This window comes from Bradyrhizobium sp. SMVTL-02, from assembly GCF_051853005.1.
Lineage (GTDB): Bacteria > Pseudomonadota > Alphaproteobacteria > Rhizobiales > Xanthobacteraceae > Bradyrhizobium.
Genome location: NZ_CP182469.1, coordinates 4677578 through 4694258 on the forward strand (window position 1 = coordinate 4677578; position 16681 = coordinate 4694258).

18 protein-coding genes are annotated in these 16681 nt (G+C 63.6%); 8 read left to right on the forward strand and 10 right to left on the reverse strand.

The features are described 5' to 3' along the window. Positions 1-44 precede the first annotated feature (44 nt). The 3 genes from ACNJYB_RS22100 to ACNJYB_RS22110 all read right to left on the reverse strand — a co-directional run bounded on the left by ACNJYB_RS22100 (position 45) and on the right by ACNJYB_RS22110 (position 2544). Entirely contained in the window at positions 45-806 is a 762-nt protein-coding gene (locus ACNJYB_RS22100; RefSeq protein ID WP_439368455.1) for a slipin family protein, read from the reverse strand. Then, entirely contained in the window at positions 803-2200 is a 1398-nt protein-coding gene (locus ACNJYB_RS22105; protein WP_439368457.1) for an NfeD family protein, read from the reverse strand. Before ACNJYB_RS22105 ends, ACNJYB_RS22100 begins: the two co-directional genes overlap by 4 nt. A 173-nt stretch (positions 2201-2373) precedes the next feature. Continuing rightward, entirely contained in the window at positions 2374-2544 is a 171-nt protein-coding gene (locus ACNJYB_RS22110) for a hypothetical protein (protein ID WP_439368458.1), read from the reverse strand. Between the two features lie 125 nt (positions 2545-2669). On the opposite strand from ACNJYB_RS22110, the gene ACNJYB_RS22115 reads away from it, so the two are divergent. The 4 genes from ACNJYB_RS22115 (at position 2670) to ACNJYB_RS22130 (ending at position 7658) form a co-directional block, all read left to right on the forward strand. Further along, on the forward strand, positions 2670-2867 hold the full coding sequence (locus tag ACNJYB_RS22115) for a helix-turn-helix domain-containing protein (protein ID WP_439368459.1): 198 nt from the start codon (positions 2670-2672) through the stop codon (positions 2865-2867). A gap of 125 nt (positions 2868-2992) precedes the next feature. Beyond that, complete coding sequence (locus ACNJYB_RS22120) at positions 2993-4423, forward strand: HlyD family efflux transporter periplasmic adaptor subunit (protein ID WP_439368460.1); 1431 nt, start codon at positions 2993-2995, stop codon at positions 4421-4423. A gap of 68 nt (positions 4424-4491) precedes the next feature. Further along, on the forward strand, positions 4492-5685 hold the full coding sequence (locus ACNJYB_RS22125) for a hypothetical protein (protein WP_439368461.1): 1194 nt from the start codon (positions 4492-4494) through the stop codon (positions 5683-5685). Continuing rightward, the gene (locus tag ACNJYB_RS22130; RefSeq protein WP_439368463.1) at positions 5685-7658 is read left to right on the forward strand and encodes a glycosyltransferase family 2 protein; all 1974 of its coding nucleotides are present in this window, start codon (positions 5685-5687) and stop codon (positions 7656-7658) included. The genes ACNJYB_RS22125 and ACNJYB_RS22130 overlap by 1 nt, the downstream gene beginning before the upstream one ends. A gap of 26 nt (positions 7659-7684) precedes the next feature. Here ACNJYB_RS22130 and ACNJYB_RS22135 read toward each other — a convergent pair whose 3' ends face one another. Further along, positions 7685-8458, reverse strand: coding sequence for a gamma-glutamyl-gamma-aminobutyrate hydrolase family protein (locus ACNJYB_RS22135; protein WP_439368464.1), 774 nt, complete (start codon positions 8456-8458; stop codon positions 7685-7687). A gap of 260 nt (positions 8459-8718) precedes the next feature. On the opposite strand from ACNJYB_RS22135, the gene ACNJYB_RS22140 reads away from it, so the two are divergent. Further along, positions 8719-9900, forward strand: coding sequence for an AI-2E family transporter (locus tag ACNJYB_RS22140; protein ID WP_439368465.1), 1182 nt, complete (start codon positions 8719-8721; stop codon positions 9898-9900). A gap of 61 nt (positions 9901-9961) precedes the next feature. Here ACNJYB_RS22140 and ACNJYB_RS22145 read toward each other — a convergent pair whose 3' ends face one another. The 6 genes from ACNJYB_RS22145 to ACNJYB_RS22170 form a co-directional block, all read right to left on the reverse strand. After that, on the reverse strand, positions 9962-10258 hold the full coding sequence (locus tag ACNJYB_RS22145) for an antibiotic biosynthesis monooxygenase family protein (protein ID WP_439368466.1): 297 nt from the start codon (positions 10256-10258) through the stop codon (positions 9962-9964). Between the two features lie 99 nt (positions 10259-10357). After that, complete coding sequence (locus ACNJYB_RS22150) at positions 10358-10582, reverse strand: hypothetical protein (protein WP_439368467.1); 225 nt, start codon at positions 10580-10582, stop codon at positions 10358-10360. 59 nt (positions 10583-10641) lie between these two features. Further along, on the reverse strand, positions 10642-11862 hold the full coding sequence (locus tag ACNJYB_RS22155) for a diguanylate cyclase (protein WP_439368468.1): 1221 nt from the start codon (positions 11860-11862) through the stop codon (positions 10642-10644). A gap of 231 nt (positions 11863-12093) precedes the next feature. After that, on the reverse strand, positions 12094-12573 hold the full coding sequence (rpsI, locus tag ACNJYB_RS22160) for a 30S ribosomal protein S9 (protein ID WP_018642439.1): 480 nt from the start codon (positions 12571-12573) through the stop codon (positions 12094-12096). Position 12574: 1 nt separating this feature from the next. Further along, positions 12575-13039: a 50S ribosomal protein L13 gene (gene rplM, locus ACNJYB_RS22165; protein ID WP_018642440.1), complete on the reverse strand. Its 465-nt coding sequence runs from the start codon at positions 13037-13039 to the stop codon at positions 12575-12577. 156 nt (positions 13040-13195) lie between these two features. Then, entirely contained in the window at positions 13196-13624 is a 429-nt protein-coding gene (locus ACNJYB_RS22170) for a PaaI family thioesterase (RefSeq protein WP_439368469.1), read from the reverse strand. Positions 13625-13710: 86 nt separating this feature from the next. On the opposite strand from ACNJYB_RS22170, the gene ACNJYB_RS22175 reads away from it, so the two are divergent. The 3 genes from ACNJYB_RS22175 (at position 13711) to ACNJYB_RS22185 (ending at position 16639) form a co-directional block, all read left to right on the forward strand. Further along, entirely contained in the window at positions 13711-14535 is an 825-nt protein-coding gene (locus ACNJYB_RS22175; protein WP_439368471.1) for an enoyl-CoA hydratase, read from the forward strand. A gap of 102 nt (positions 14536-14637) precedes the next feature. Next, a complete protein-coding gene (locus ACNJYB_RS22180; protein WP_439368472.1) occupies positions 14638-15222 on the forward strand; it encodes a CoA-binding protein in 585 nt (194 codons plus the stop codon). A gap of 136 nt (positions 15223-15358) precedes the next feature. Next, positions 15359-16639: an O-acetylhomoserine aminocarboxypropyltransferase gene (locus ACNJYB_RS22185; RefSeq protein WP_439368474.1), complete on the forward strand. Its 1281-nt coding sequence runs from the start codon at positions 15359-15361 to the stop codon at positions 16637-16639. The last annotated feature ends 42 nt before the right edge of the window (positions 16640-16681 follow it).

A 16681-nucleotide genomic window follows, 5' to 3' on the forward strand; every position in this document is an offset into this window, starting at 1 on the left:
GATACGCCCATTGAGGCCGAAGATGGGTCGGCCTGCTGCTATCCCTATGGGTTGTCCCGTCGTGGCATGAAATGATCGAGCAGACCCGTCGGTAGTGGAAAGACGACCGTCGACGACCGTTCGCCCGCGATGTCATGGAGAGCCGCGAAATAACGCAGCTGCATCGCCTGGGGCTCCTGCGCGAGAATCCGGCCGGCTTCGACGAGCTTTTCAGCCGCCTGCTGCTCGCCCATCGCGTTGATCACCTTGGCCCGCCGCAAGCGCTCCGCCTCAGCCTGTTTGGCAATCGCGCGAACCATGGTTTCGTTGATATCGACGTCCTTGATCTCGATGCCGGTGACCTTGATGCCCCAGACGTCGGTCTGCTTGTCGAGGATCTCCTGGATGTCGGCGTTGAGCCTGTCGCGCTCGGCGAGCATCTCGTCAAGCTCGTGCTTGCCGAGAACCGAGCGCAACGTGGTCTGGGCGAGCTGGCTGGTGGCGGCCATGTAGTCGCCGACCTTGATAATTGCCCGTTCGGGATCGACGATGCGGAAGTACAGAACGGCGTTGACCTTGACGGACACGTTGTCCCGGGAAATCACGTCCTGCGGCGGCACGACCTGCACCATCACCCGGAGATCGACCTTCACGAGTTGCTGCACGACCGGAATGAGGAGGATGAGGCCCGGTCCCTTCACGCCGGTAAAGCGGCCAAGCGTAAAGACGACGCCACGCTCGTATTCGCGCAGGATGCGAATGGCCTGGGATAGAAACATGACGACGAGCAGCACGAGTGCCGCATAAGTCAGATATTCCAGCATCATGATGGACCTCCCTCGCCGGTTCGGGCCGGCGCGCGCCGTATCAGCAGCGTCAGGTCGACGACGCCCGCGACTTCGGCCGTCTCTCCGGGCTTGAACGTTTCGGCACCGCGCGCCTGCCAGCGCTCACCGTGGGCGAAGACATGACCTTCGTTCCCGTTCCAGTCGAGAACCTCGGCGGGCAAGCCTCGCATGGCCTTCGCGCCGACCAGTGCAGGAGCCGTGCGGATGCGCCGGAGTGAACCAAGCACGACGAGCGCAAAGCCGGCGAATACGGCCGCAGTGGTGCCGATCACCCACCACGACAATTGGTAGCCAGGGGCCTCGCCCCTGAAAAGCATCAAGGCTCCCAGCACGAAAGCGATGATTCCTCCGAGACCGATCACCACGGTCGGATTGAAGGCTTCGATGGTAAGAAGCACGAGCCCGACCAGCATCAGGGCGAAGCCGGCATAATTGACCGGCAGCAGATTGAGCGCATAGAGGCCGATCAGCAGGCAGATCGCGCCGACGACTCCAGGGGCCACGGCACCGGGAGACATGAACTCGAAGATCAGGCCGTAGATGCCGACCATCAGGAGAATGAACGCCACGTTCGGATCGGTGATGACCGCCAGGAAGCGGGATATCCCTCCGGGGTCGATGGCTTCAACGACGGCATCCTTCGTCGCGAGGCCTTGCGTCCTGCCGCCGGCAACCTCCACCACACGGCCGTCGAGCTGCCTCAGCAATTCGGCCTGATCGCGCGCGACGAGATCGATGGCATGAGCCTCGAGCGCGCCGTTGGCAGAGAGTGTGGCAGCCTCTCGGACCGCCTTCTCGGCCCACTCCGCATTGCGGCCGCGCAGCTCCGCAAGACTGCGGATGAAAGCGACAGCATCATTGGTCGCCTTGGCCGTCATCGGATCCTTGAGCTGATCCTTCTCGCTCTGCTGGTCACCGTCCTTCTTGTCCTTGCCGCCCTTGTCCGGCGTACCGCCGCCGAGCGGCCCGCCAATCTGCACCGGCGTCGCGGCACCAATATTGGTGCCTGGCGCCATCGCCGCGATGTGAGTGGCGTAAAGGATATAGGTCCCCGCACTCGCCGCGTGGGCGCCGGAGGGAGCGACGTAACCGACGACGGGAATCGGCGAGGCGAGCACATCCGCGATGATCTCGCGCATGCTGGAATTGAGCCCGCCGGGCGTGTTCATTCTCAGGAGCACGACCTCGGCGCGCCGTTCGCTCGCCCTGGCCAAAGCCTCCTTCACGTAGCTGGCTGACGCAGGGCCAATAGCCCCGTCGATCGAAACAATCAGGGCGACGCGGCCGCTCTCCTCCGCTGAACTGGGAAGGAGGCAGCAGGTCAAAGCCACGACGGTGATCGCCGCAACGAGGGCCGCCTTCATGGTCTGCACGGCAAGGGCTCCCTTGCAGAGGATATGGTGTTCCTCTCGAGAACCTCAATCCTGCGTGGAGACCAACGATTGTGCAACGCAATGGAAAGGCCATGCGGGATGGTGATGTGATCGATTGAGCAGAGGCAGTGGCGGGCCACGACGACGGCTGATCCGCCCTGCGCCAGGCGCTGCTACCGTGCCACCCTCACGCCAGTGGCCCCGGTCGCGTTGAACGTGCTCGCGATGATCTCGCTCGTCGGCTGCATCCCTCCGAGCGACCGGTGCGATGGCTCCTGCTCCTCGATCCTGACCCGGACGTTGCGGCGAAAGTCGCGGCTGCCCTGCCCTTCGACCTCGACCATCAGGTCGGTGATGCGTCGAGCAGCGGCTTCTTCTGCTCGGGATCGATCCGGTGCGCAAGGCCTCAGCGAGCGTACACTGAACCGCAAGTTCAGGAGCTGACCACGAGTCGTCGCAAGCCTTCATCATGCGCCGCCCCGTCGAGCATGCGCGCATGCTCCTGGAGACGAAGACGCAGCCGGTCAAGACCATCGCCCGCGCCGCCGGCTACAAGGACGAAAGCAGCTTTCGCAAGGCCTTCCGCAGGATCGACACAATTCCGACGCGCGTGCGTCTCCATTGCCGATCCGGAAGACCGCTGATGCTACGTTCGATTAATATCTAGGAACGCTAAGGCACCCGGCCTTGTTACCAGCCGAACTGAACAGCCATTACCAGCGCTCGAAAAATTCATCGCTAGCCACGTCCGGAGGCGACGCTCTCTGGTGCCGGCCAAACCAGGAGCCAGGAATGCATCAGACCACGAAAAGCGGGACCGCGGATGGAAACGGCGGCAGGCGGGCGAAGCGTCATCCCGTGATCCTTCGAGCCTCCTCCCTTTTGATAGCGGGCGTTTTGTCGGTTCTGCTGGTCAGCGCTGTCGTTCCACCCATCATCGCCGATCAGTCCGATAGGGCAGTGGTCAACGCCCCCCTGACCCTGTTGACGGCGCCGATCGATGGCGAAATTGGCTCGCTCTCCAAGCAGATCGGTAACGCAGTGGAACCCGGGAATTCGCTGGCACTCATCTCCAATGCGAGGGTCGACAAGTCCGCGCTGATAGCGTTGGAGCAGAAAACCTCTGACGCGCGTGCGAAGCTGGAAGCAACGAAGCAAAAAAAGATCTCAGACAAAGCCTATGTAAAGGCACTGAATTCCGAGATCGACGGTCAGACCGCAATGCTGCAAGCGCAATTTCAGTCGCAGATCGTCGCATTGCGCGCGAAGGTGGCGGAGTCGGACTCCCTGAGCCAGGCAAAAAAGTCTCTGGTTGACCGCCAGTCAACTCTGGTTGCGCGCAACGCCGCAAGCATGGACATGCTGAATCCGACGAAAGCGCAGTATTCAGCGGCGCTACACAACGCCGATGTGGATAGAGCCAAGCTCAATCAGAAAATCGCGCAACTCGAATCACTGCAGAAGGGCATCTATGTCGGTGACGACCTTGTCAGCACCGGAACCCTGATTCAGAAGCGCCGTGACATCGAGCTCGATGCGACGCGAATGGAGATCGAAGAGAACGAGCTGTCGGCAGCACTGCGGGATCAACAGGCGCTCGTTGACCGGGAGCGCCAAAGGATCGCCAGCCTTTCTGGCGCAGACGTCGTGATTTCAACTCCGGGCACGATCTTGACCATGGGAGTGACACCAGGTCGGCGCGTCACTGCCGGCGATGCACTCGCCTCGCTCGTCGATTGCAACAAGCGCTTCGTTGTCGCGATATTTTCCTATCGGCAGGCCGAGAGCATGAAGGTCGGAACGCGCGTCCGTATCGACAATGCAGACTTCAAATCGGGAACCGTCGAATCCATTTTGCCAAAGACGACCGACAAGGTCGACGAACGATACGCGGTACCCTTCCCACAGACCGAGCGGCGCGAACTTTACGCGATCATTGCGCCCGACGAAGCTGGCAGCGGGGCAGCGAAGTTTGGGCAGGCCGCGTCCAGTGAAACGACGCCCTGCACCGTCGGCCAGTGGGTCACCGTCACCAAGGACAAGGCGCTGGTTCCGTCCCTGTCCGTGACTTGGAGCCGGGTCGAAAAACTCATCGCCTCTGTGAGTGCCGACGAGCGGCAAGCCCCTGCCGAAAGCGAGGAAACTGCGCGTCGCATGGGTATCGCCGCCCTGACCAGCGCATTCCGTTCTGTTGCAGCGGCTTCCCAGCCTTCGGTGCCATGACGGTGCGGCCGTCCGGGAGTTGCAACGTCGCCGCAAGGCGATGCGCCATTGTCGCAATTTGGCTGGCAATGATGACGCCCGCCGCCGCAGGTCCGAATGAGGATACAGCTTCCGGCCCTGGAGCCGATTGCGCGGCCCTGGCGAAGGCCGTGACATCGCAGGCGGCCGGCGCAGGCGCGGTGTTCGTCCGCAGCTATGAGCCTGGTGAGGACGAAAGCGGCTTGCCGGCAGGATTGGCCACGTCCGCGTTCGTCTACGACAACGCGCTCGCGGCGATTGCCCTTGTGGCTTGTGGCGACGTGAGCCGGGCAAACCTGGTCGGGAACGCCCTGACCCGCGCCGTTCGGAGAGATCGCACATTCACGGATGGCCGGGTGCGCAATGCGTATCGCGCCGGTCCGTTGGGTGAAGGAGCGCCAGCGCTCCCGGGGTGGTGGGACGAGGACAAGAAAATCTGGGCCGAGGATCCCACACAGGACGGCAGTTCGACCGGCAACGCCGGCTGGACCATTCTGGCGCTGCTGACGCTGCATCAAGCCACCGGCGAGGCGTCGTTGATAGCTGATGCCGAGCGCCTGATGGACTGGGTGACGGCCAACGTCTCATCGGACGCCGGCTTCCTCGGCGGTTTTCATGGTTATGACCCGCATTCGGTCCCCATCACCTGGATTTCGACAGAACACAACGTCGACATTTGCGCGGCGGCAGCCTGGCTCTACCGCCTCACCGGCAAAGTCAGGCACGCGGAAGCTGCATTGCACGCGCGGCGCTTCGTCGAGCGGGCATTCACCGGAGATCATTTCCTGTTGGGAACGAAGCCCGACGGCACCCTCGCCGATCCCTCAATGCTTGCCCTCGACGTCCAGCTCTGGCCATGGATGGCGATTGCCGATGGGCCGGCCGAATGGCGAGACGCGCTGAAATTCGCCGCCACCCACCTGAGCGTCGGCGACGGGTTCGACTTCAACGGAGACGGGGACGGCGTGTGGATCGAGGGCACCGCCCAGGCCTCGCTGGCGTACCGGATTGCCGGCGATTCCGTGAAAAGCGGCCAGCTGCTGAAGACGCTTGAGGCCGCCCGCACGACCTCCGGTTTTCTCAATGCAACGCGAACCGCGCGCGTGTCGACCGGCCTTTCGATTGATCCAACCAACACGGCGCCGGACTTTTTCTACTTCAAGCGACCGCATCTGGCAGCAACCGCATGGGCGGCTCTGGCCGCCACGAGATGGAATCCGTTTAACGGAAAAAGGATTGACTGATGTTCGAAGCCGCCACTGACATCTCGTCCATCCTGTCGATCGATAGCGGTCTGCTGATCGGATTGCTCGTCCTGGCGCGGTTGCTCGATCCTGCCCGCAGCGGCGAGCGTATTCTGTTCGGCACGGTCGCCGGAGCACTGCTCGTTACATACGCGCTGTGGCGCTGGCACGACACCCTGCCCCCGCTGTCGGTCTCGGTAGAGGCTTGGTGGCAATACCTGTTCTTTGGGTTCGAAGCCATCGCCATCGTATACACGCTGATGTCGATCATCATTCTCGTCCGGAGTATCGACCGATCCGCGCAGGCGGACACGGCACAGAGCAGCATGGAACACGCGGGCAACTATCCTCCCGTCGATGTCTTCATCTGCACATACGACGAACCGCTCGAGATCCTGGAAAGGTCCATCCCGACGGCGCTGGCGCTTGACTATCCCCATGTCACCGTCTGGGTTCTCGACGATACCAGGCGCGAATGGCTGCGCGAATATTGCGAAGATGCGGGTGCGCGCTACATCACGCGAGCCAGCAACGAGCACGCCAAGGCGGGCAATCTCAACCACGCTCTTGCACTCACGGCCATGCAGACCAACGCTCCGGTCATCATGGTGCTGGATGCGGATTTCGCGCCGCGTCCGAATTTCCTGCGACGCACGGTCGGGCTGCTTGCGGGCCCACGGGTCGCCGTGGTGCAGACTCCGCAATTCTACCACAACCCAGATCCCATCCAGCACAATCTGCTGGCGGCGCGGAGTTGGGTCGACGACCAGCGGTTCTTCTTCGATGTCTTTCAGCCCGCCAAGGATGCGTGGGGATGCGCGTTCTGCATTGGCACATCTTTCGTCATTCGCCGCGATCGCTTGACCGAGCTCGGCGGATTTCCAGACAAGACGGTCACGGAAGATATCCATCTGACCTATGCCCTGCTGGCAAAGGGTTACGAGACCTGGTGGCTGAACGAGAGGCTGAGTGCCGGCCTCGCTGCCGAAGGCTTGCCTGAATACGTCACGCAAAGAGCCCGCTGGTGCCTCGGAACCATCCAGCTCGCTCTGCTTCGCGATGGGCCGATCCGTGGCCGCGGATTCTCGCTGACCCAAAGATGGCACTATCTGCACGGCGTCCTGAATTGGCTGTGCAAGCCATTCCTGCTCTTGCTGCTGGCGGCACCGTCCATCTACTGGTTTACGGACATTCCCGCCTTCGAGGCCGACTATCTCTCGTTCCTGCGATATGGCGTGCCTGCGCTGCTCGGCCAGATGATCTATATGGCCTGGGTCTCGAGGTCGCGTACCCTGCCGCTGTTCATGGAAGCGGCACACGCCATCGCCGCATTTGCGATTTCCGCAACTCTCGTCAGCGCCGCCGTCAAGCCGTTCGGCAGGCCTTTCAAGATCACCAACAAGGGCGGAGACCGCTCGGACCCCAAGCCCCAATGGAAGTTCGCGGCGCTGTTCGGCTTCATCGCGTTCGGGTCCGCAACCAGCATCATCTGGGCATTTGTTTCACCCTATGCCGCCAGCGAGATTTCGCCTCTCGATTATTTCAATCTGCTGTGGGCGGGCATCGCAATGCTGATCGCCTTCATCGCGTTTCTGGTCTGCTTCGAGCAGGGGCGCGGTGAGATATTGTTCGACGTCAACGAGACCACCGAACTGCATACCGATGGCAAAGTCGTTCCCGGTCTGCTGACCAGTTTATCGATGTCGAGCGCCCGCGTGGCCTGCAGTGGAAGCCGGACAGTCGATTCGATGAGCGGACCAATGCGGCTGCATCTCGATTCATTGGGCTGGATCGACGCGGAGATCTCGGATCGCGACAGGCTCACTATCGGGGTGCGGCTCAGGCCAACTGTTGCGCAGCGCAAGGCGCTCGCGGTCCGGCTTTTCGGCGCGCTGGACGGCGACGTTGCCGATACCGCCAGCATCCGCGGGACAATTGCCGGCACGATCAGGAAGGGCCTGCTAGGCTGGTAGCTCAGCCCCCCTCGACGCGCTCCGCCCTACGCCGCCGCCTTCTGCCGCGCCACCAGCGCCTCGCCAAAGGCCTCGAACAGCTTACGGTTGATGGGATTGTGCTGCGGGTCGTATTCGGCGTGCCATTGCACGCCGAGCGCAAAGGTCGGGGCTTCCGCGATGCGGATGGCCTCGATGGTGCCGTCCTCGGCGATGCCCTCGATCAGCACGCGCTTGCCGGGATCGAGGATGCCCTGCCCGTGCAGCGAATTGACCCTGATCCTCTCGCAGCCGAGAATCTTTGCGAAGGCGCCTCCCGGCGTCAGGTCGACGTCGTGACGGTCGGCGAACACCACGGTCGGATCGGGGTGGATCTCGCCGTTCTCGAGCCTGGGCATGCGATGATTCATGCGGCCCGGGATCTCGCGGATTTCGGGATGCAGCGAGCCGCCGAAGGCGACGTTCATCTCCTGGAGGCCGCGGCAGATCCCGAACAGCGGCACGCCGCGGGCGACGCAGGCCACCGACAGCGCCAGTGCCACCTCGTCGCGATGGATGTCGTAGGGCTCGTGCTTCTCGCAAGGGTCGACGTTGAAGCGGGTCGGGTGCACGTTAGCCCGAGCGCCGGTGAGGATGATTCCGTCGACGGTGTCGAGCAGCGCCCCGATGTCGGTGATATCAGGGGAGCCCGCGAACATCACCGGCAAGCCGCCGGAGACCTCGGCCACGGCGCGCAAGTTTCGCTCGCCGACCATCTGGACCTGAAATCGATTCTCGACGCGATAGGAATTCCCGATCACGCCGACGACCGGCTTTCTCATCTGTCCTTCCGACCTCCTTGCCGAAGAAGATTCTCCAAACATGCCCCTGGCATGGAACAAATTCAACCGAAGGGATCGCGGGACGGCAATGCTATTTTCGCGCAAATGGCGGGGCCAGCGCGCGGATATGGCCCCTTTTGGCCCCCGGAGCGTTGATGCTTTCAGGCCGGGACGCATCAATCGGCACCAGGCCTGGGTTGATCCCTACCGGAATTTCGCGAGAGAGTGGCGGCCTGCAGCGTTCCCGAAAAGGACCCGATGTGACCATTTCCAGAGAAGAACGGCCCCGGACCCGCACCGATCTGGCCCAAGATCAGGCTCAAGGTCAGGCTCAAGGTCAGGCTCGAGCTCTGGCCTGGGCCATCTCGGTCGGCGGCATTGGCGTCGTGCTGTTCACCGCGCTGCTCGCCTTCGCCTGGTACTTCGCCGCCACCCTCCTTCTGATCTTCACCGGCATGCTGTTCGGCGTCGGCCTCAATGCGCTGACCAATGCGCTCGGACGGCGCGTTCACCTGCCCCACACTGTGCGACTCGCGATCGTCTGCCTCGTCCTTGCGGTGCTGCTCGCAGGCGTTGTCTATCTCGGCGGCGCCACCATCGCCGAGCAGGCCTCGCTGCTCAGCAAGACCATCAAGTCGCAGATCGGGACCGTGAAATCGTTCCTGGATAACCACGGGATCGACACCAGCTTCTTCGATTTCGGCAACGGCGCGTCCGACTCCTCGGCCACGACGCCATCGGACTCGACGCCTTCGCCGGCAGCGACGCAGCGCGGTCCCTTGCCCGCCGCTGGCGCGCTGGCCTCCAGCGGTGGAGCGATCGTGAGCCAGACTTTCAAGCTGCTGCTCGGCACCATCCACGGCGTTGGCAACATCTTCATCGTGCTGTTTCTGGGGCTGTCCTTCGCCGCCCAGCCCGCCGTGTATCACGACGGCCTGCTGTTCCTCGCGCCTGCGAAGCATCGCACCCGCGTCACCCTCATCATTGACCGCATCGGCGAAACGCTGGAGCGCTGGCTGATCGCGCAGATCGTGGTGATGATCGCAGTCGGCGTCGTGACCTGGATCGGGCTCGCCATCATCGGCATTCCCGGCTCGTTCATCCTGGGGATCCAGGCCGGCCTGCTGGCCTTCATCCCCACCGTCGGCGCCATCATCGCCGGCGTCGTCGTGGTGCTGGCGAGCCTCGCCTCGGGCTGGATCCCGGCGTTGTCGGCCTTCCTACTCTTCATGGGCGTGCACACCATGGAGGGCTACGTGCTGACACCGCTCCTGCAGCGCCAGGCGCTCGACATCCCGCCCGCCACGCTGTTTGCGTTCCAGATCCTGCTCGGCGTCGTGTTCGGAATCTGGGGTCTCGCGCTGGCGCTCCCGCTGGTCGCCATTGCCAAGGTCATGATCGACCACTTCAAGACGTATGAGGCGCCGCCTCTGGCAGCATGATCCGGGCCCAAAGGGCCGCGTTAGCGCAAAGTGCCCAGCGGTAGAGACGGCATGACCTCGCTCAGGTCGTCAGCACGGTCTCGGTGTGCTCGACCTCCGGCGGCGCTGCAAAATACTGGCCGACCAGGCCGCGCCATTCGGTGAAATTCTCCGAGCCGCGGAAATCGACGGTGTGGTTCTCCAGCGTCCCCCACTTCACCATCAACCGGTAGCGCTGCGGCTTCTCGATCGACTTGTGCAACTCGAAGCCGTGAAAACCCTTGGAGCGGCCGAAGGCGGCCTTGGCCTTGGCCACGGCGGCCTCGAAATCCTTCTCGCTGCCCGGCTTGACGTCGATTTGCGCGATCTCGGTGATCATCGGTTTCCACCCTTTTGTTGATGGCCGTGTCTACCGCAGACGGCGACAAAGAAAAAGGCGCCGAAACGGCGCCCTGCCGGGCCGAAAAACGCAGGCCTGTCAGGCGAACAGCAGGACCGTGCCCGCCACGATCAGCGCGCAACCGATGAAAAGAGCCAGCGGCCGGTAGCTGCGCCGCGGCGTGTAGCGCCCCTGCGCACGGCGCTCGCGCTCGTATTCGGCCGCAGTCGAGAACAGGCAGGCGAAGCCGCCACGTGCCGAAGCTGCTTGAGCTTCGAGCGAGATCAGGGCGGCCTGCGGGTTCTGTCGACGGATCGATTCCATGACCGCGATGGTAGGGATCGATTGGTAAACAGCGGATCACCGCAGGGCCGCCCTCGAGCTCACGCCGTGACCGGACGCGCGTGCGGCGCACCGACCCGCGCCGCGCTCTGGCGGCGCCAGTTCTCCAGCGACAGCGGCAGCTCCTCCGCCGCCTCCACGCGGTTACGACCGCCGCGCTTGGCCTGATAGAGCGCGGTATCGGCCGAGGCCAGCAGCACCTCGAGCTCGGTGCCGGCCGGACCGCCGGCGACACCGATGCTGACGGTGGTGTCGACCGGGCCTTCGTCGACGACGACGCCGGAGGTCTCGAACGCCTCGCGCACGCGCTCGGCCACCAGCACGCCCTCCTCCAGCGAGCACGGCAGGAGCGCGGCGAATTCCTCGCCACCGATGCGGCCCGAAAGGTCGGAGATGCGCAAATTGTTGACGACGACGGTCGAGAACAGCCGCAGCATCTCGTCGCCGGCGGGATGGCCGAAGCGGTCGTTGATCGACTTGAAGTGGTCGATGTCGAAGATCATCACGGTGACGGGCCGCCCGGCCTTGGCCTCGCGATCGATCACGCGGCCGCAGGCTTCGGAGAAGCCGCGGCGGTTGAGCATGCCGGTGAGCGGATCGGTCGACGCCGCGGTGCGGTGCGCGGTGACGGTGCGCTCCGACACCAGCATGAAGATCACGAACACGGTGCCGACGGCGTAGAGCACGAGCTCCACCGCGAACACGGTGACCCAGATGCTCGAAGAGAAGCCGGCATCGTGCGGCCGCAGGAAGCTGCCGATCAGGATCGGCAGCATCAGCACGCAGCCGTGCATCACCGGCACGACGAAGGCCGGCCAGCGCCGTTGCAGGCTCTTGCGCCGCTCGACCCAGAGCTCGCTCGCCGTCACCGCCGCATACAGCGAGACGATGCCGGCGCCGATGATCATGCGCAGCATGGACGCCGTCGGATCGAGCAGCGTCACGGCGGCGACCCAGGCGAGCGCGCCGAGCACGAGGCCTGGCCAGTTCGGCTTGCGGCCGTGGAAGACGCGCGCCGCATTCCACACCATGCCGCAGGCCACGAAGCCGACGGCATTTAACGCCAGATAGAGATGCGGCCCCAGCCTCTCGCCGGCCGCCGTCCACAGTGCAACGGAGGCGGCACCGAGCAGATAGGCGGTGCCCCACCATTTCAGCGCAGGACTGTTCTCCTGCTTGCCGAAGAACACCATCATGGCGCCGAGCAGTGCGGCAACCATGGTGGCAACCAAATAGAGCGTGATGCTATCGAGCGACATCATGTCGGCCCCCTTGAAAACATAGCAGTTACGCGATCGGCACATCCGATTTGCGCGCCCTTCCGAATGCGACGCTATGTCCCCGCGGGTTCCATTCAGGTTTTCGCGCGTCCGCAAGTTTTCCGGAAACTCGTCGTCAATTTGCATACAAACGAACAATAAAAAGGGCGCTGAAAATCAGCGCCCTTTTGCATCTCATTGAAGCCGCTTTCGCGGCGAATGCGACAAAAGCGATTAACGCTTCGAGAACTGGAAGGACCGGCGGGCCTTGGCCTTGCCGTACTTCTTGCGCTCGACCACGCGCGAGTCGCGGGTGAGGAAGCCGCCCTTCTTGAGCACAGAGCGCAGCTCCGGCTCGAAATAGGTGAGCGCCTTGGAGATGCCGTGACGGACCGCACCGGCCTGACCGGACAGACCGCCGCCGGCGACGGTGCAGATCACGTCGTACTGGCCCGAACGCTGGGCCACCGAGAACGGCTGCTCGATCATCATGCGCAGCACGGGACGGGCGAAATAGACCTCGACCTCGCGCGAGTTGACGGTGACCTTGCCGGCGCCCGGCTTGATCCACACGCGGGCGACCGCGTCCTTGCGCTTGCCGGTGGCGTAGGCGCGGTTGAACTTGTCGACCTTCTTCTCGTGCTTGGGCGCCTCGGGCGCTGCCGCCGTCTTGAGCTGCGAGAGCTGGTCGAGCGACTGGATGGATTCGGCCATGTTATGCGGCCCTCGTGTTCTTGCGGTTCAACTTCGCGATGTCGATCTTCTCGGGCTGCTGCGCCTCGTGCGGATGATCGGCGCCGCCGTAGACACGGAGGTTGCCCATCTGCACGCGACCGAGCGGACCACGCGGGATCATGCGCTCGACGGCCTTCTCGAGCACGCGCTCGGGATGACGACCCTCGAGGATCTGGCGCGCGGTGCGCTCCTTGACGTGGCCGACATAGCCGGTGTGCTTGTAGTAGGTCTTCTGCTCGCGCTTGCGTCCGGTGAGGACCGCATGCTGCGCGTTGATGATGATGACGTTGTCGCCGCAATCAACGTGCGGGGTGTAGGTCGGGAGGTGCTTGCCGCGCAGGCGCATGGCGACGATGGTGGCGAGACGGCCGACGACCAGACCCTTGGCGTCGATCAGCACCCACTTCTTCGTCACCTCGGCCGGCTTTGCCGAAAAGGTTTTCATGTCAGAATTTCCGTCAGGGAGACATCGGCGCGAACACCGCACCGGACTGGGCGGGTTTCTAGAGAAGAGACGCCCGATGGTCAATGCCCAGCGACGGAAAATACCCTCATAAAATCAGCAACTTATAAATATGGTGTGATATTACCTGCAAAAAGCTCAAACATTTGGAATGGAATAGGTCGAGGTGACATGGGCGATCGGATCGGGTGAGGTCCCGGATAACAGGTTCACCTCCCCGACCGCCAGGCGCTTGCCGAGCTTGAGCAGCCGCGCCTCGGCCAGAACATCCTGCCCGGGTTGGCCCTTGCGGAGGAAATTGATGTTGAGATTGGTGGTCACGGCGAGGCCGATCGGCCCGATCGCGGACAGCAGCACCACGTACATCGCGAAATCGGCCAGCGCCATCAGGGTCGGACCGGACACGGTTCCACCCGGCCGCAGCATCCTTTCGCTGTAGCGCTGGCGCAAAAGGCTGGTTTGGCCGTCCGCGCTCTCGATCGTGATGTCGTCTCCGCGGAAGGCTTGGGGAAACTCGTCACGGAGAAACTGCTCGAGCTCCGCCACGCTCATTTTCGCTAACGCCATGCCGTTCCCCACCCTCGCTTCGCTTGCCCTGTTACATTAAGTTATCAGCGTCATCCAATTGCAATCATTCCACGGAAGTCGCGTCAATGTCCGTCCCGGCCGCCCGCGCCCCCTCACCGCAACCGCCGATCCTGCTGCGCGAGATCGTCGGCAACGTCGCCGTGCTCACGCTGAACCGCCCCGCCGCACGCAACAGCCTGTCGGAGGCGATGATTGGCCAGCTGCATGCGAGCTTCAACGCGATCGCCGAGGACAAGCGCATCCGCGCTGCCGTGATCGCCGCCAACGGCCCGGCCTTTTCCGCCGGCCACGACTTGAAGGAATTGACCGCGCACCGCACCGACCCGGACCGTGGCCGCGCCTTTTTCGCCGAGATGATGAAGGCCTGCAGCGCGATGATGCAGGCGATCGTGCATCTGCCCAAGCCCGTGGTCGCGGCCGTCCAGGGCATTGCGACCGCGGCCGGCTGCCAGCTCGTCGCCAGCTGCGATCTCGCGATCGCATCGGTGGACGCGAAGTTCGCCACGCCCGGTGTCGACATCGGCCTGTTCTGCTCGACACCGATGGTGGCGCTGTCGCGCAACGTGCCGCGCAAGCAGGCGATGGAGATGCTGCTGACGGGCGAGCCTGTCACGGCCAACCGCGCCCGCGAGATCGGGCTCGTCAATCGCATCGTTCCCGCCGGCGCCGAACTCGGCGCCGCGATCGACCTCGCGCAACAGGTCGCGCTCAAATCCGCCTACACCGTCAAGCTCGGCAAGGAGGCGTTCTACCGCCAGGCCGAGATGAGCCTGGCGGACGCCTATCGCTATGCCGCAGAGGTGATGACCGAGAACATGATGGCGCGCGACGCCGAGGAAGGCATCGGCGCCTTCATCGAGAAGCGCACGCCGACATGGCGGGATGAGTGACCCCCGTCATTGCGAGCGCAGCGAAGCAATCCAGTATCTCTCCGCAGGTAGCAGTCTGGATTGCTTCGCTGCGCTCGCAATGACAACAAGAAAAGATAAGAGATGAACCACGACGCCTATCCCGACAATTACATCCGCGGCATCCTCAACAGCGTGAAGTCGATCGCGATGGTCGGCGCATCGCCCGTCAACGTGCGGCCGAGCTATTTCGCGTTCAAATATCTGGCGCAGCGCGGCTACGACATGATCCCGGTCAATCCCGGCCATGTCGGCAAGGATCTGCTCGGAAAGCCGTTCGTTGCCTCGCTGTCGGACATCGGCCGTCCGATCGACATGATCGACATTTTTCGCAACTCCAGCCACATCATGCCCGTCGTCGAAGAAGCGCTCACGCTCGACCCTCTGCCGAAGGTGATCTGGATGCAGCTCGGCGCGCGCGACGATGCCGCTGCGGCGAAGGCGGAAGCGGTGGGAATCAAGGTGGTCATGAACCGCTGCCCCAAGATCGAATATGGCCGCCTGTCGTCCGAAATATCCTGGATGGGCGTGAATTCGCGCACGCTCAGCTCCAAGCGCGCGCCGGCACCGACGCAGGGCATGCGGCTATCCCTGAGTCGGATGAGCGTCGGTGGTGGCGATACCGCAGCATCCGATCGCGCCGCGAAAAACAAGACCGGGCAAAGCTGACGCAGTTGCGGAGGTTTCGTTTCGCGAGCGCGACAATGGGTCCAGATGATCCTGATGTGAAGCGGCGCCTTGACGGCGGGCGCCTCGCCCATCAGCATGCCGCGCGATTTCAGGCCACAAGAACAGGACGCCTTCTATGAGCGATCGACTTCCGGGATTTTCAACCCTCGCCGTGCATGCCGGTGCACAGCCCGATCCGACCACCGGCGCGCGCGCGACTCCGATTTATCAGACCACCTCTTTCGTCTTCAACGACGCTGATCACGCCGCCTCGCTGTTCGGCCTGCAGGCGTTCGGCAACATCTATACCCGCATTGGCAACCCCACCAATGCCGTGCTGGAAGAGCGCGTCGCCGCGCTCGAAGGCGGCACCGCTGCGCTGGCCGTGGCCTCGGGCCACGCCGCGCAGGTCGTGGTGCTGCAGCAGCTGCTGCAGCCCGGCGACGAGTTCATCGCCGCGCGAAAGCTCTATGGCGGCTCGATCAACCAGTTCACACATGCGTTCAAGAGCTTTGGCTGGAACGTGGTGTGGGCCGATCCCGATGACATCGCAAGCTTCGAGCGCGCGGTGACGCCGCGCACCAAGGCGATCTTCATCGAGTCCATCGCCAACCCCGCCGGCAGCATCACCGACATCGAGGCGATTTCGACGGTCGCGCGCAAGGCTGGCGTGCCGCTGATCGTCGACAACACGCTGGCCTCGCCCTACCTGATCCGCCCGATCGACCACGGCGCCGACATCGTCGTGCACTCGCTGACGAAATTTCTGGGTGGCCACGGCAACTCGCTCGGCGGCATCATCGTCGATGCCGGCACCTTCGACTGGTCCACCGGCGGCAAATACCCGATGCTGTCGGAGCCGCGGCCGGAATATCACGGCATCCGTCTCCAGGAGACCTTCGGCAATTTCGCCTTCGCGATCGCCTGCCGCGTGCTGGGCCTGCGCGACCTCGGACCGGCGCTTTCGCCTTTCAACGCCTTCATGATCCTCACCGGCATCGAAACGCTGCCGCTGCGCATGCAGAAGCACTGCGACAACGCCAAGGCGGTCGCCGAATTCCTTGCCGGCCATCCGGCGGTGGCCTCGGTGAGCTATGCGGGCCTGCCGAGCGACAAGTACAACCAGCTCGCGCGCAAATATGCGCCGAAGGGCGCGGGCGCGGTGTTCACCTTCAGCCTGAAGGGCGGCTATGACGCCGGCGTCAGCCTGGTGTCGAAGCTGCAGCTGTTCTCGCACCTCGCCAATGTCGGCGACACCCGCTCGCTGGTGATCCACCCGGCCTCGACCACCCACAGCCAGCTCGACGACGCCGCGAAGGTGAAGTCCGGCGCCGGTCCCGACGTGGTGCGGCTCTCGATCGGCATCGAGGACAAGGAAGATCTGATCGCGGACCTGGAGCAGGCGCTCAGCGCGTAGTTTGCCCGGTCGCTCCGAGCCGGTGCGAAGCACCGAACCCGG